The sequence below is a fragment of the Blastococcus sp. SYSU D00813 genome (assembly GCF_054050735.1).
In genome coordinates this window covers 37,689-51,458 of the sequence record NZ_JBJGZX010000003.1, presented here as the reverse complement: position 1 = coordinate 51,458, position 13,770 = coordinate 37,689, and the positions used below count along the sequence as shown (strand labels likewise).

At 74.9% G+C, this 13,770-nt stretch carries 12 protein-coding genes; 8 read left to right on the top strand and 4 right to left on the bottom strand.

Features of this window, described 5'->3' with window-relative positions; genetic code table 11:
• The first annotated feature begins 191 nt into the window (after positions 1 to 191).
• The 6 genes from ACI8AX_RS02855 to ACI8AX_RS02830 all read left to right on the top strand — a co-directional run bounded on the left by ACI8AX_RS02855 (position 192) and on the right by ACI8AX_RS02830 (position 5,763).
• Complete coding sequence (locus ACI8AX_RS02855) at positions 192 to 1,187, top strand: isopenicillin N synthase family dioxygenase (RefSeq protein WP_456548282.1); 996 nt, start codon at positions 192 to 194, stop codon at positions 1,185 to 1,187.
• A complete protein-coding gene (locus tag ACI8AX_RS02850; RefSeq protein WP_456548281.1) occupies positions 1,184 to 1,507 on the top strand; it encodes a 2Fe-2S iron-sulfur cluster-binding protein in 324 nt (107 codons plus the stop codon). The genes ACI8AX_RS02855 and ACI8AX_RS02850 overlap by 4 nt, the downstream gene beginning before the upstream one ends.
• Before the next feature lie 47 nt (positions 1,508 to 1,554).
• Positions 1,555 to 3,117, top strand: a complete 1,563-nt coding sequence (locus tag ACI8AX_RS02845) for a sugar ABC transporter ATP-binding protein (RefSeq protein ID WP_456548280.1) — start codon at positions 1,555 to 1,557, stop codon at positions 3,115 to 3,117.
• Positions 3,114 to 4,226, top strand: coding sequence for an ABC transporter permease (locus tag ACI8AX_RS02840; RefSeq protein WP_456548279.1), 1,113 nt, complete (start codon positions 3,114 to 3,116; stop codon positions 4,224 to 4,226). Before ACI8AX_RS02845 ends, ACI8AX_RS02840 begins: the two co-directional genes overlap by 4 nt.
• A gap of 89 nt (positions 4,227 to 4,315) precedes the next feature.
• Entirely contained in the window at positions 4,316 to 5,362 is a 1,047-nt protein-coding gene (locus ACI8AX_RS02835; protein WP_456548278.1) for a sugar ABC transporter substrate-binding protein, read from the top strand.
• Positions 5,362 to 5,763 (top strand): VOC family protein, encoded by a 402-nt coding sequence (locus tag ACI8AX_RS02830; RefSeq protein WP_456548277.1) that lies wholly within the window; start codon positions 5,362 to 5,364, stop codon positions 5,761 to 5,763. Before ACI8AX_RS02835 ends, ACI8AX_RS02830 begins: the two co-directional genes overlap by 1 nt.
• 50 nt (positions 5,764 to 5,813) lie before the next feature.
• On the opposite strand, the gene ACI8AX_RS02825 is transcribed toward ACI8AX_RS02830, so the two are convergent.
• Complete coding sequence (locus tag ACI8AX_RS02825; RefSeq protein ID WP_456548276.1) at positions 5,814 to 6,803, bottom strand: isopenicillin N synthase family dioxygenase; 990 nt, start codon at positions 6,801 to 6,803, stop codon at positions 5,814 to 5,816.
• Positions 6,804 to 6,835: 32 nt separating this feature from the next.
• Between ACI8AX_RS02825 and ACI8AX_RS02820 the strand changes: the two genes are divergently transcribed.
• On the top strand, positions 6,836 to 8,299 hold the full coding sequence (locus ACI8AX_RS02820; RefSeq protein WP_456548275.1) for a PucR family transcriptional regulator: 1,464 nt from the start codon (positions 6,836 to 6,838) through the stop codon (positions 8,297 to 8,299).
• 83 nt (positions 8,300 to 8,382) lie between these two features.
• Here the strand turns inward: ACI8AX_RS02820 and ACI8AX_RS02815 are convergent, their stop codons facing one another.
• On the bottom strand, positions 8,383 to 9,798 hold the full coding sequence (locus ACI8AX_RS02815; protein WP_456548274.1) for an amidase: 1,416 nt from the start codon (positions 9,796 to 9,798) through the stop codon (positions 8,383 to 8,385).
• Positions 9,799 to 9,879: 81 nt separating this feature from the next.
• Positions 9,880 to 10,245, bottom strand: a complete 366-nt coding sequence (locus ACI8AX_RS02810; RefSeq protein ID WP_456548273.1) for a winged helix-turn-helix transcriptional regulator — start codon at positions 10,243 to 10,245, stop codon at positions 9,880 to 9,882.
• 111 nt (positions 10,246 to 10,356) lie between these two features.
• Here ACI8AX_RS02810 and ACI8AX_RS02805 point away from each other — a divergent pair, with 111 nt between their 5' ends.
• A complete protein-coding gene (locus tag ACI8AX_RS02805) occupies positions 10,357 to 11,013 on the top strand; it encodes an FMN-dependent NADH-azoreductase (protein ID WP_456548272.1) in 657 nt (218 codons plus the stop codon).
• 4 nt (positions 11,014 to 11,017) lie between these two features.
• Here ACI8AX_RS02805 and ACI8AX_RS02800 read toward each other — a convergent pair whose 3' ends face one another.
• Positions 11,018 to 13,624: a SpoIIE family protein phosphatase gene (locus tag ACI8AX_RS02800; RefSeq protein WP_456548271.1), complete on the bottom strand. Its 2,607-nt coding sequence runs from the start codon at positions 13,622 to 13,624 to the stop codon at positions 11,018 to 11,020.
• Between the last annotated feature and the right edge of the window lie 146 nt (positions 13,625 to 13,770).

Genomic DNA, 13,770 nt, shown 5'->3' with positions numbered 1-13,770 from the left:
CGAGGACCCGGCTGACGGCGCGGGACGGCCGGCCGGGGCGGCGTTCGTGCCGCGTGCGCCACGGCCGGGCTTCACCCGTGTTTCCGATGTACGGTCCTCACAATCTCCGCCCCGATCACTGTGAGGATCGCTCGTTGAGCCGGGTCCCCGGGCCTCCGCAGACTCGTCCCAGCCAGCGCGAGGAGGACGCCATGAGCACCGACAGTCCGGTCCCGGTCATCGACATCACGGATCTCCGGAGCGACGACCAGGCCCGCCGGCGTGCCGTGGGCAAGCAGATCGACGCTGCCTGCCGCGAGATCGGCTTCTTCTCGATCACCGGTCACGGCCTGCCCGACGAGCTCATCGCCGGTGTGTACGACACGGCGAAGGAGTTCTTCGCGCTGCCGCTGGAGGAGAAGCGCCGGGTCGCCCAGCCCGACCCGAAGACCGTGCGGGGTTACACCGCGATCGGCGAGCAGGCGTTCGCCTACAACGACGACACGAGCGCGCCCGGGGACCTGCACGAGAAGTTCGACGTCGGCCCGCACGTGGTGTCCGACGACCCGTACTTCGCCGTCGAGAACGCCGGGCCGCACTTCATCCCCAACCAGTGGCCCGAGCGCCCCGCCGGCATGCAGCAGGCGTGGGAGCGCTACTTCGAGGCCGCCGACGACCTGTGCCGGCTGCTCATGCGCGGCTTCGCGCTGGGGCTGGACCTGCCCGAGGACTTTTTCGAGGACAAGATCGACAAGGACATCTCCATGCTGCGGGCCATCCACTACCCGCACCGCGAGGAGCCGCCGCTGCCCGGGCAGCTGCGGGCCGGCGCGCACACCGACTACGGGAGCCTGACGATCGTGCGCCCGGAGGAGGCGCCCGGCGGGCTGCAGGTGTTCACCCAGGACGGCGACTGGGTGGACGTCCCGGTCATCCCCGGCGCCCTGGTGGTCAACATCGGCGACCTGATGGCCCAGTGGACCAACGACCAGTGGATCTCCACCCGCCACCGCGTGGCGAACCCGCCGCGCGACGTCGTCGCTGACACCGAGCGGATGTCCATCGTCTTCTTCCACCAGCCGAACTACGACGCCGTCGTGGAGGCGCTGCCGACCTGCGTGGCCCCGGGTGAGCAGCCCCGCTACGCGCCCACCACCTCGGGCGACCACCTGACCATGAAGTTCGAGAAGACGCACCAGCGGGTGTGACCACGGTGGAGGCCGGTGCCCCCGAGGCGGGCACCCCGGGGGACGGCGGTGCCGGCGGCGCGTTCGACGTGGAGTTGCGCCGTTCCGGGCGCACGCTCCACGTGCCCCCGGACCGCAGCCTGATCGAGGTGGTGGAGGAGGTCGTCGCCGTGGACTTCACCTGCCGGCGTGGCGACTGCGGGTCCTGCGTCAGCACCGTCCTCGAGGGCGTCCCGGACTACCGCAACACCGTGCTGTCGGAGCGGGCACGCGCCGCCGGGCGGCGCATCGCCCTGTGCGTCGACCGTTCGCACACCCCCGTCCTGGTGCTCGACCTGTGACCGAACTGTTGGGTCCGGCGGCGGCCGGCGGCACTAACGTCCGGGCGATGGGCCACCCACAGGTCGACGACCTCTCCGGAGCGGGATGGGCGATCTCCTGCGTCGGTGTGTCGAAGTCCTTCCCCGGGGTCCGTGCCCTGGACGACGTCTCCCTCGGCCTGCGCCCCGGCACCGTGCACGCCCTGCTGGGGGAGAACGGCGCCGGCAAGTCGACGCTCATCCGGATCCTGACCGGGGCGGAGAAGCCCGACACCGGGCAGGTGTTCATCGGCGGCCAGCAGCTCCGCCACGCCACGCCGGTGGCGGCCCGGAAGCTGGGCGTGCGGGTGCTGCCCCAGGAGCGGCACGTCGCCGGAGAGCTCACCGTCGGGCACAACGTGCTGCTGGACGACCTCCCGCGCAACGCCTTCGGGATGGTCGGCGCCCGCGCCATCGCCCGCCGTGCGCAGGAGCACCTGGACCGCCTGGGGCTCGACCTGGACGCCCGGGCCCGGGCCGGGGACCTCACCGCTGCGCAGCAGCAGCTGGTCGAGCTCGCCCGCACGACGGCGCGGCCGGCCCAGGTGATCGTGCTCGACGAGCCGACCGCGTCCCTGGCCGGCGACGAGGTCGAGGTGCTCTTCCGGGTCATCCGGTCGCTGCGCGAACGGGGCACGACGCTGCTCTACATCTCCCACCACCTGCACGAGGTCTTCGAGGTCGCCGACACGGCCACCGTGCTGCGCAACGGGCGGCACGTCATGGACGTCGCGGTGGCGGAGACCGACACCGACGGGCTGCTCCGGGCGATGTTCGACCGGGAGATCCAGCACACCCGCCTGCCGCGGGCGCCGCGTCCGGCCACGCCGCCGGCGCCGGTCCTCGAGGCCCGGGGCGTCGCGGTCCCCGGCCGGCTGGCGCCCCTGGACGTCGCGGTCCGCCCGGGCGAGGTGCTCGCCCTGTCCGGCCCCGCGGGATCGGGGACGTCGGTGCTGGCCGAGTTGCTGGCCGGGGTGTCCCAGCCGGCGGAGGGCACGGTCGAGCTGGCCGGCATGGGGCCGCTGCGCAGCCGGTCCGCGGCGGCGGCCGCCGGCATCGGCTTCGTCCCGGCCGACCGCAAGCGTCAGGCGCTGCTGCTGGAGCGCGCCATCGTGGAGAACCTGCAGCTGGGCGCGGCCGCCCGCTCCGCGCTGTACCGCCCGCGGAGGTCGCTGCGCGACGCGGCGACCGCGCTCGAGCGGGGCCGGGTGCGTGCGGCCTCCCCGGGCGCGCCGGTGCGCGTGCTCTCGGGGGGCAACCAGCAGCGGGTGGTCTTCGCCCGGTGGCTGTCGGCGGGCTGCAAGGTGCTGGTGCTGGACCAGCCCACGGCCGGTGTCGACGTCGCGGCGAAGTTCGACATCTACGCGCAGCTGCTGGACCTCACCGCGGAGGGCGTCGCGGTCGTCGTGGTCTCCAGCGACTACGAGGAGATCTCCGCCCTCGCCGACCGCGCGCTGATCATGGTCGGTGGCGTCGCCACCGCCTCGCTGGACGGCGACGCGATCACCCCCGAGAAGCTCTACGAGCTCGAGACCGAGGGCGCGCACGAGGTGGGCGAGGCCGTCGTGCTCACCCCAGAGGAGGACCGATGAGCTCGACCCTGCAGCAGTCGCCGAACGCCGTGCCGACGTCGGCCGGCCGGGCGTCGGGCCGCGGCCCCCGGTTGCAGCACACCACCACGCAGGCCCTGCGGACGATCCTGCCGCTGGTCGTGCTGCTCGTGGCGCTGGCGCTCTACACCGACAGCCAGAACCCGGCGTTCATCCGCTCGGGCAACATCGAGAACATCCTCGTCCAGGTCGCGGTGCTCGGGATCCTCGCGGCCGGGCAGACCTTCCTGCTCATCGGCGGCCAGATGGACCTGTCCGTCGGCAGCCTCGTGAGCCTCGTGGCGGTGCTGGCGGCCAAGCAGTTCGAGGCCGGCTGGAGCACCCCCGCGGTGGTGGCGTTCGCGCTGGCGCTCGGGGCGCTGGTCGGGCTCGTGTGGGGTCTCGTCGTCGCCTACCTCGACGTCCCACCGTTCATCCTGACCCTCGGTGGCCTGTCGGTCCTGGGGTCGCTGGCGCTGGTGGCCAGCAACAACGTGCCGATCCGGGTCGAGAGCGGCCTGGACAGCTGGGGCTTCGGGCAGTGGTTCGGCCTGCGCGCCCCCGCCGTGATGCTCATCGTCGTCCTGGTCCTGGCCGGTCTCCTGCTGCACCTGACCCGGTTCGGCCGCACCACCTACGCGCTCGGGTCCTCGCGGCCGACGGCGTTCCTCGCCGGCGTCCCCGTCAAGCGGCACCTGGTGCTGCTGTTCGTCGGCAACAGCACGCTCGCCGCGTTCGCCGGGCTCGTGATGATGGCCCGGCTCGCCGCCGGTGACCCGCGGTCGGGCCAGGGGCTGGAGCTGTCGGTCATCGCGGTGACCGTCCTGGGCGGCGCGGCGCTGGCCGGGGGCCGCGGCACCATGATCGGCACCGCCGTCGGTGTGCTGGTCTTCGGCACGATCAGCTCCTCGCTGACCTTCCTCAAGGTGCCGGGCGCCTACCAGAGCCTGGTGTCCGGCGGCATCCTCATCGTGGCCGTCGTGGTCACCGCCGCGGCCGACATGCGCGCCGCGCGGGCCACCGGAGCACGGGGGAGCGCCGCCTGGCGCGGACTGCTCGCACCCCTGTCCCGCCCCTCCGCGCGCACCGCCCCGCCGCAGGGGGACGCCTGACCTCCAGACCACCGTCGGACAGCGCCGTGCCGACGGCTGTTCCACCCCCCACCCCCGCGCCGACCGGCGCCTCAGCCCCCGGAGCAGCCATGACCCCCCGTCCCACGTCCCCCCGCCTCCCGGTCCTGCCGATGGACCGCCGCGGCTTCTTCCGCCTCTCCGGTCTCGTCGGGGGTGGGCTGCTGCTGGCCGCCTGCGGTGACGACTCCGGCGACTCCGGCGGTGGCGGCGGCGGTGGCGGGGGTGGCGGCGGCACGATCGGCATCTCGCTGAACGGCAACAACGCCTACTCCAGCTACGTCGCCGAGGGCGTCATCGCCGCGCTCGACGGCACGGACTACGACTTCACCGGCATCCAGAACAACTTCGACAGCTCGCAGGAGCTGGGCAACATCGAGAACCTGATCAACCAGGGGATCGCGGGTCTGGTGGTGCTCCCGGCCGATGCGGCCACCCTCGCCCGGGCCGCGGAGATCGCCCAGCAGCAGGACATCCCGGTCGGGAACGCCCTGTGGCCGGGGGAGAGCGACGCCGACCAGTTCTTCACCGGTGTCGCGGCGCTCGACTCGGTCGAGGGCGGCCGGCTGATCGGCGAGTGGCTCAAGGCGAACGCCACGCCGGGCCCGGTCATCGTCGTGCAGGGCATCGTGGGCCAGGGCTTCTCGGAGCGCATCGACGAGGGCCTGGACGAGGCCCTGGCCGGCAGCGGCTTCGAGGTCGTCGTCCGCGAGCAGGGCTTCTTCGACCGCGACCAGGCCACCGACATCGTCGAGTCCGGCCTGCAGGCCAACCCGGGGGTGACGGCGATCGTCGCCTATGCGGCGTCCATGTCGAACGGGATCTCCTCCTTCCTCGAGGCGCAGGGCATCACGAACATCACCCACGTCTCCAGCGACGCCGACGACGAGATGTTCGAGTGGCTGGGCACGCCGTACCTCGCCGCCTCGCGCTACTACTCGGCCGGGGAGACCGGCTTCCTCGTCACCAAGTCGGTGCTCGCACAGCTGGCCGGCGACGAGGCGACGTTCGAGAACGAGATCTTTCAGGACATCATCACCGCCGAGAACCGTGACCAGATCCTGGCCGACCACCCGTACCGGTACGAGGAGTTCGCCGAGCAGGCGGCGACCATCTGATGGCGGTCTCGCTCTCGTTCGCGAGCCTGATGGTCCCCGACCCCGACCGGTCGGTCGCCTTCTACCAGGAGCTGTTCGGCCTGCCCGAGGTCGAGGAGCTGGCCAGCCCGTACTTCCGTGGGCTGCGGATCGGCCCGACGGTGCTCGGCTTCAGCGGCCCGAAGGCCTACGAGCTGCTCGAGCTGCCGGCGCCGGCCCCGGGGGAGGACGGCGTGGACACCTTCCTCACCTTCGAGGCCGACGACCGCGAGGGCGTCACGGCGCTCACGGCCCGGGCGGCCGAGCTGGGGGGCGCTGTGGTCAAGGAGCCGTACGACACCTACTACGGCGCCTGGCAGTCGGTGGTCCGCGACCCGGATGGGCACGCGTTCCGGATCAACTACCTGCCCCTGGCGAGCTGAGGCCTCCGGTGGAGGAGGAGGCCGCGCGTCCTGCGTCCCTCCTCCTCCGCTCAGGGGGCACCGAAGGTGGTCTGGCGCAGGAACTTCTCGCGCAGGTGCTCCCCGGCGGTCGGCGTCCCCCGTGGTGGGGCGCCGCCGCCGGGGAGCCCCGGCAGCACGTCCACGAGGGTGTCGTGGTTGGGGTGGGAGTAGAAGGCGAAGGCCAGCCGGTCGGAGTCCATCGCCTGCTCCCGGCGGGGGTTGACGACCCGGTGCAGGGTGGCCGGCCACCGGTCACCGGTCCACTCCGTGAGCAGGTCCCCGATCATCACCATGAGCGCCCCGGGGATCACCGGGACGTCGACCCACTCGCCGCCGCGGTCGAGCACCTGGAGCCCGCCCGGGCGCGGCTCCGCGGTCACGAGCGTGAGCGTGCCGTAGTCCGAGTGGACGCCGGCGCGCATCTGGCCCGGCAGTGGCGGCTCGGGCTGGTGGGGGTAGTACAGCGCGCGCAGCATGCTCACCGCCCGGTCGATCCGGGGCTCGAAGAAGTCCGGCGGCAGGCCCAGGGCCCGGGCACAGCAGCCCATGAGCGCGCCCGACACCCGGGACAGGTGGCGGTAGGCCGCCTCCCAGGGCTCCCGCATCTCCGGCAGCTCGGCCGGCCACAGGTTGGGCACGAAGTGCGGCCCGGAACGCTCCGGGGAGGTGGCCGGGTCGGTCCGGTCGACGTCGACCGGGCCGATGTCGAACTTCTCCTTGAGGTCGGCGGGCGACTCCTCGTCGAGCGAGTAGGCGATCCCCTCGCTGCCGACACCGGACCAGCCCCGCACCTGGTCGGGGGCCGGCTGGGCCACCCTCGCCTTGCGGTCGTGCGGCAGGGCGAAGAACCGGCGGGTGACGGCGAAGAGCTCGGCGAGCAGGGCGGGCGGCACGCCGTGCCCGGTGACCTGGAAGAACCCCACCTCCGCACAGGCCTGGCCGACCAGCGCGGCGACCGCGGCCGCGCCGGCCTCGCCGCCGTCGAGCGGTCGCAGGTCGATCACCGGCACGGTCCGCATCCGGGGCAGTCTGCCCCACCGGGGCGTCCCCGGTGAGGCCGACCGTCGCGGAGCTGGCCTCGGCAGCGGACCTGGAGGTCGTCACGCCGGGTGAGGGCCTGCACCGGCGGGTCGACACCGTCCGTGTCCTCGAGGGCGTCCTGCCCGAGACGCTCGGGCCCGGGGTGCTCGCCGTCATCACGTGGGCGGCGTCGCGGCGCGGCTCCCCGCTGCCCCCGCTGGTCCCGCTGCTCGCCCCGGTGCTGGCGTCGCGGCCCTCGGCCGTGCTCGTGGTGCCGCTGGGCCGGTTCGTGCGTCCTCCGGCGGAGGTGGTGGAGCGTGCCCGGGAGTCCGGGGTCGCGCTGCTCTGGCCGGACGCACAGCCCCTCTCGGTGCAGCACCTGCGGCGGCTGGTGGACGCGGCACCGGACGAGCAGGCCGGGCCGCCGCCGGGGCTGGTCCGGGTGCTGGAGGGCGACCTCGGGCTCACCGCCGTGGCCGAGCGGGTGGCCGAGCTGCTCGGGGCCGCCGTCCGGGTGACCGACGCCGCCGGCCGGGACCTGGTCGACCTGCGGGGGCCGGCGGCGGTCCCCGCCGACGCCGAGGGCTCCGCCATGCCCCTCCTGCACGCCGGGCGGCAGCTGGGCTCCTGGCGGGTGCTGCGGGCGACCCCGCTCACGCCGGCGGAGCTCAGCCTGGTCGAGCTCGTCACCCCGGTGCTCACGCTCGCACTGCGGGTGCACACCACCGAGGAACGGGCGGCGGCGCCCGTGCAGGCCCTGCTGACCGCCGTCCTGGGCGACGACCTCGCGGCCCGGGAGAGCGCGATGCGGCGCAGCCGCCGGCTGGCCGCCTTCCCGGCCCGGCCGGCCCTGTTCCTCGCCCTGGTCCCGTTCGGGGCCGACGTCTCCAGCGCCGGGCTGGCCAGGCTCGCCCGCGCCGTCGAGCCGGCCGTCCGTGCCGCCGACGACCGCGCCACCGTGCTGGTGCACGAGGGCTCCGTGGTGGTGCTGGCCGACGCGGAGCTGGACCTCGACCGGCTGGTGCGGGCGATGTACCGGCGGACGACGGTGCCGCTGTCGGTGGGTGCCGGCCGGCCGGTCGACGACGTCCGCAGCTTCCCGGGCGCGCACCGGCAGGCCCAGCGTGCGGCGGCGATCGGGCGCGCGCTCGGCGCGGCCAACAGGGTCACCCGCTACGACGACCTGGGCGTGACCCGGCTGCTCTACCAGCTGCCCGAGCACGAGCGGCGCGGGTTCGTGCGCGACGTCCTGGGCGCGGCCGCCGGGCCCGACGCCACGGCACTGGAAGCCCGTCGGGTGCTGCGCGCCTTCCGGTCGACCAACGGCAACGTCACCGAGGCGGCGCGGTTGCTGTTCCTGCACCACAACACGTTCCGCCAGCGCCTGGCCAAGCTCCAGCAGCAGGTGGGCGACTTCGTCGGGGACCCCGACCGCCGGCTCGCGGTCTTCGTCGCCCTCGACCTGCACCGGCTCGACGCCGACCGCGAGGGCTGATCCCCGCCGGGATCTGTGCGGATCTCGGTCGATGCCGTCGTCTGCCCCTCTCTAGCGCAGGGGCTAGAGAGGGGCAGACGGCGTCAGAGGACGGGCGCCGGGAGCGGGCCCCGTGCCCGCTCGAAGGCGTGCCCGACCTCGAGCACCCGCCGGTCGGCGCGCGGGGGGCCGACCACCTGCAGCCCCACCGGCAGCCCGTCGGGGGTCAGCCCGGCCGGCACCGACAGCGCCGGGCACCCGGTCGGCGTGATCAGGGTGCAGGAGCGCATCCACTCCAGGTAGTTGGTCAGCTCGACCCCGTCGATCTCGGTGGGGTACTCCTGCTCGACCGGGAAGGGCAGGACCTGCGTGGTGGGCGCCAGGAGGACGTCGTACCGCTCGAAGAACCCGACGACGCGCTCGTAGAGCCGCGTGTGCTCCTGCTCGGCACGCGCGAGGTCGGCGCCGGTCAGCCGGGCCCCCTGCTCGGCGTTCCACCGGATGGCCTCCTTGACCAGGTCCGGCGAGCGGCGCCCGAGCTCCCCGTAGGCCGCCTCGAACAGCCAGGCGCGCAGCGTGCCGAAGACGTCGTCGGCGCCGCCGAGGTCCGGGCAGGCCTCCTCGACGGTCGCGCCGAGCCCCTCGAACAGCCGCACGGCCGGGGCCAGCGCCGCCCGGACCACCGGGTCGACGGCGACCCGGCCGCCGAGGTCGGGCGCCCAGGCCACCCGCAGCCCGGCCAGCTCCTCGGGCAGCGGGGCGGCGAAGCCCGCGCCGGGCCCGTCCAGGGAGATCGGCACCCGGGGGTCGGGGCCGGCGATCGCCGACAGGGTGAGCGCCACGTCGCCGACGGTCCGGCCCATCGGTCCCTGCACCGACAGCTGCGACCAGGCCATGGGAGCGGGCCACGTCGGCACCCGGCCCGGGGTGGGGCGCAGCCCGGCGACGCCGCAGAAGGCGGCCGGGTTGCGCAGCGAGCCGCCCATGTCGCTGCCCTCGGCGACCGGGACCAGCCCCGCGGCGAGCGCGGCCGCGGCGCCGCCGCTGGAGCCGCCGGCGGACAGGCCGTGCCGGTACGGGTTGTGCGTCGCGCCGAAGAGCGTGTTGAAGGTGTGCGAGCCCGCGGCGAACTCGGGGGTGTTGGTCTTGCCCACCCGGATCGCGCCCGCCCGGCGCAGCCGCTCGACGACCAGCTCGTCGGCGGCGGGGACGTGGTCGGCGTGCAGCGGCGAGCCCCACGTGGTGCGCATCCCGCCGGTGGCGTGGGTGTCCTTGTGCGCCACCGGGAGACCGTGCAGCGGCCCGACGGGGTCGCCGGCGGCCAGCCCGGCGTCGGCGACGTCGGCCGCCGCCCGCGCGCCCTCGGGGTCGAGCGTGACGATCGCGTTGAGCTCGCCGTCCACCCGCTCGATCCGCGCCAGGTGTGCCTCGAGCAGCTCGCGGGCGGAGACCTCGCGGGCCCTCAGCAGGGCGGCCAGCTCGGTCGCGGGTCGCAGGCACAGGTCGTCGTCGGCAGTCACCGGACGAGGTTGCCACAGCCGGTCGGCGCGCTCGCCGGTCCTCGCTGCGCGGGCCTGCCGGGCGGGGGCGTCACGACCGCCTCAGCCGGCGGCCTGCGTCTCCTCGGCGCACCGCTCGACGGGGAGGTTGGTCCGCGCCCAGGCGGTGAGCTGGTCGAGCACCGGTGACAGCGCGGCCCCGGCGTCGGTGAGCGCGTAGGTGACGGCGACCGGCGGCCCGGCGTCGACCGCGCGGTGCACCAGCCCCGCGGCGGCGAGTTCGCTCAGCCGGTCGGAGAGCACCGAGTCGCTGATCCCGCCGACGGCGCGGCGCAGCCCGCTGAAGGAGGCGGGCCCGGTCCTGAGCACGCCGATGATCAGGCCGTTCCAGCGCTTGCCGAGGAAGCCGAACGCCCGGCTGAGGGCGTCGTCGCACGCCTGCGGGGTGTGCAGGACCTCCTCGGACACGCCGCCATCGTAGGCGGGCACACCCTGCGCCATGCGCTTCGGTTTCCGAAGTGCTAGCTTTCTCGAAGTGCTAGCACCGAGCTAGTCACTTCGAATCGAGGAGTGCTTATCGTGTCGCTGTTCCGTCTGGACGCCAGCATCCGGGTCGAGGGGTCGGCCAGCCGCGAGATCGCGGACATCGTCGAGTCGGGCTGGCGGGCCGGGGACCCGTCCGCCGCGGTGGTCCGCCGCCATCTCGGCACCGAGCCGCTCCCGGCCACCGCATGGGGCGCGGCCGTCGCCGGGTCGGGTCTCCTCCCGGCCGACCGCAGCCCCGAGCAGGCCGAGGCGGTCGCCCTCGCCGCGACGCTGACCGACGAGCTGCTCGACGCCGAGGCCCTGCTGTTCGCCGTCCCCCTCTACAACTTCGGCGTCTCCCAGCACTTCAAGACCTGGGTGGACCTGGTGCTCACCGACCCGCGCATGGCGCCCGGCGGGGAGTCGCCGCTGGCCGGCCGCCCGGCGGTGCTCGTCACCGTGCGCGGCGGCAACTACTCCGCCGGCACCCCGCGTGAGGGCTGGGACCACGCCACCGGGTGGATGCGCCGGATCCTCGCCGACGTCTGGCAGCTCGACCTGCGGGTGGTCGAGCGCGAGTTCACCCTCGTCGGCGTCAACCCGGCCCTCGACGCGTTCACCGACCTGGCCGCCGAGCTCCAGGAGGCCGCCGAGCGCGAGGCGGCCGCGCACGGCCCGCACCTGCGCGCGGTCCGCTCCGTGGCCGCCTGAGGGGTCAGGGCGCCGCCGGGTCGTCAGGGACGACGTCGGGCACCCGGTTGGGACCGGCCTCGGCCGGGCGCGGCCGGTCCTGCGGGTGCAACCGGACGGCGACGATCGCGACGTCGTCCTCGGGCCGGCCGTCGACCAGCCGCTCGACGACCTCGTCGAGCAGCCGCTCGAGCGGCAGGCCGGCCAGCTCGGTCAGGGTCTCGCGCAGCCGCAGGACGCCCGCGTCGAGGTCGGAGTCGCGCCGCTCGACGAGCCCGTCGGTGAACAGCAGCACGGTCGCGCCGCGGTCGAGGGTGACCACCGACTCCTGGCGCACCGCCCCGGAGTCGACGCCGAGCATGAGGTCGCCGTGCCAGGTGGTCAGGTCCGCGACGCTGCCGTCGGGCTGCACCACCAGCGGCGGCAGGTGCCCGGCGTTGGCCCAGCGCAGCCGGGTCACCCCGCGGGCGCGCTCGTCGTCGGTCTGCTCCAGCCGGGCGACGGCGGCGGTCGCCAGCACGTCGGTGCCGAGCACCGCCATCGACGCGTCGAGGCCGCGCAGGACCTCGGCCGGAGCGGCGTCGCTGTAGGTCGCGATCCCGCGCAGCAGCCCGCGCAGGTGGCCCATGGCGGCGGCCGCCTCGGTGTCGTGGCCGACGACGTCCCCGATCACCAGCATCGTCGCGCCGCAGGGCTGCAGGAAGGCGTCGTACCAGTCGCCGCCCACCCGGGCGGCCTCGGCGGCCGGCAGGTAGCGGACGGCGACCTCGGCGTGGTCGGGCTCGGGCGGCTCGGTGAGCAGGCTGCGCTGCAGGCCCTCGGCCAGCTGCTGCTGCTGGCGGTACAGGCGGGCGTTGTCCAGCGCCAGGCCGGCGCGATCGGCGACGTCCTGCGCGGTGGCCAGGTCCTCCTGGCGGGGTGCCCAGCCCGTCCGGAAGAACAGGGTGAGGACGCCGACGGTGCGCCCGCGGGCCCGCAGCGGCAGCGCCACCCCGCCCTCGGGGCCGAGCAGCTCCAGGGCGTCGTGCGCCTCGCCCGGCGGCAGCAGCGCCAGCACGTCGCGGCAGGCCGCGTGGACCGGCTCGCCCGACAGCAGCGCCCGCCCGACCGGCCCGGTGGCGGGCATGGCGTCCAGCCGGGCCGCCGCGTAGCGGGCGACCAGCGGCCGCTGCGCGGGATCGGCGTGCCAGTGGCCGACGTCGCGGGCCCGGCCGTCGTCGTCGATCAGCGAGACGATGCACCAGTCGGCCAGCGCGGGGACGACGAGCCGGGGCAGGTGCGCGGTCGCGGCCTGGGCGTCGAGGGTGCTGGCGAGCTCGGAGCTGACCTGGGCGAGCAGGGCCAGGCGCTGGGCGCTGCGCTCGGCGCGGTCCTGCACGCGGCGGCGCTCGGTGACCTCGACGAAGTAGACCGACAGCCCGTCGGGGCTGGGCCAGGCGCGCAGCTCGAACCAGCCGTCCAGCGGCGGCGGGTAGTAGGCATCGAAGGCGACCGGCCGGCCGGTGCGGACGGCGGCGCGGTACTGCTCCTCGAAGACGCTGTTGACCGCGGCCGGGAAGGCGTCCCACAGCAGCTCGCCGAGCAGCTCGTCGCGGGAGTGCCACAGCAGCCGCTCGGCCTCGGTGTTGACGTAGGTGAAGCGCCAGTCCCGGTCCAGCGAGTAGAAGCCGGCCGGCATGGCCTCCAGGACCCGGGTGACCCGCACGTCCGCCGCGCGCAGGTCGGTGGTGTCGTAGGCGGCGCCGAGGAAGCGCGCCGGCGTGCCGTCGGCGTCGGCGACGGTCCGGCCGCGGGCCTGCACCCAGCGGGTCCCGCCCTCCGGCAGGACCACCCGGTACTCGGCCTCGAACTCGCCGCGGGCCTCGATCGAGGCCTGCATGGCCTCCATGACCCGGCGCCAGTCGTCGGGGTGCACCCGGGCCTCGAAGGCCTCCATGCTCGCCTCGAACCCGCCGGGCTCGTAGCCGAACATCGCGACTAACCGCTCGTCCCAGACCAGGGCGCCGGTGCGCAGGTCGTAGTCGAAGGCGCCGACCCCGCCGGCGTCGACCGCCAGCCGCCAGCTCACCCGCACCCGCTCGTACTCGCGGACCAGCGCGGCCAGCTCCAGCTCCGTGGCCGCCGAGGCGGCCAGCTGCGCGAGCAGCCCGGTGTCGGCGTCGGTCCACTCCCGGGGCTGCGGGTCGAACACGCACAGGGTGCCCACCGAGGAGCCGTCGGCCCCGGTGAGCGGCGCCCCGAGGTAGGCGCCGATCCGCCCGCCGGTGACCCAGTGCAGGTCCCGGACGCGTTCGTCGGCCCCGGCGTCCCGGACGACGAGCGGTGCCCGCTGGGCCACGGCCAGCCCGCAGAAGGACTCCTCGACCGGCATCTCGCTGCCCACCGTGGGCGCTGCGTCGCCGGCGCCGCCGGCCACGACCAGCACGTCGTCGACCAGGGAGACCTGTGCCGAGCGCGCGCCCAGCAGGCGCGCGGCGAGCTCGGAGACGCGGTCGAGGGCGGGGTTGCCCGCCTCGCCGGGCCGCAGCCGCAGGGCGGCCCGGACACGTCCGGGGTCGGAGCGGAGGACGCCCGCGGCGCGGGCGGTCGCCCGACCGTCGGCGGCTGCGTCGGGCCGCGCGGCGTCGTGCACAGTGCTCCTCTGCCCTCGCGGGCACGTGTCGGCGCCGGCGGACGGTTGCTGGGCCCCCCGGTGTCCCCACCAGTTATGACACGAGCCTCCGTTGCGGGCAATGATCCCAACGGAAAATGCACGGAAGAACACACGGAGTGACGACG

Coding starts and splice junctions, on each gene's coding strand:
- ACI8AX_RS02830 (WP_456548277.1), top strand. CDS start 5,362: ATGGCGGTCTCGCTCTCGTTCGCGAGCCTGATGGTCCCCGACCCCGAC.
- ACI8AX_RS02825 (WP_456548276.1), bottom strand. CDS start 6,803: ATGCGGACCGTGCCGGTGATCGACCTGCGACCGCTCGACGGCGGCGAG.
- ACI8AX_RS02845 (WP_456548280.1), top strand. CDS start 1,555: ATGGGCCACCCACAGGTCGACGACCTCTCCGGAGCGGGATGGGCGATC.
- ACI8AX_RS02840 (WP_456548279.1), top strand. CDS start 3,114: ATGAGCTCGACCCTGCAGCAGTCGCCGAACGCCGTGCCGACGTCGGCC.
- ACI8AX_RS02835 (WP_456548278.1), top strand. CDS start 4,316: ATGACCCCCCGTCCCACGTCCCCCCGCCTCCCGGTCCTGCCGATGGAC.
- ACI8AX_RS02855 (WP_456548282.1), top strand. CDS start 192: ATGAGCACCGACAGTCCGGTCCCGGTCATCGACATCACGGATCTCCGG.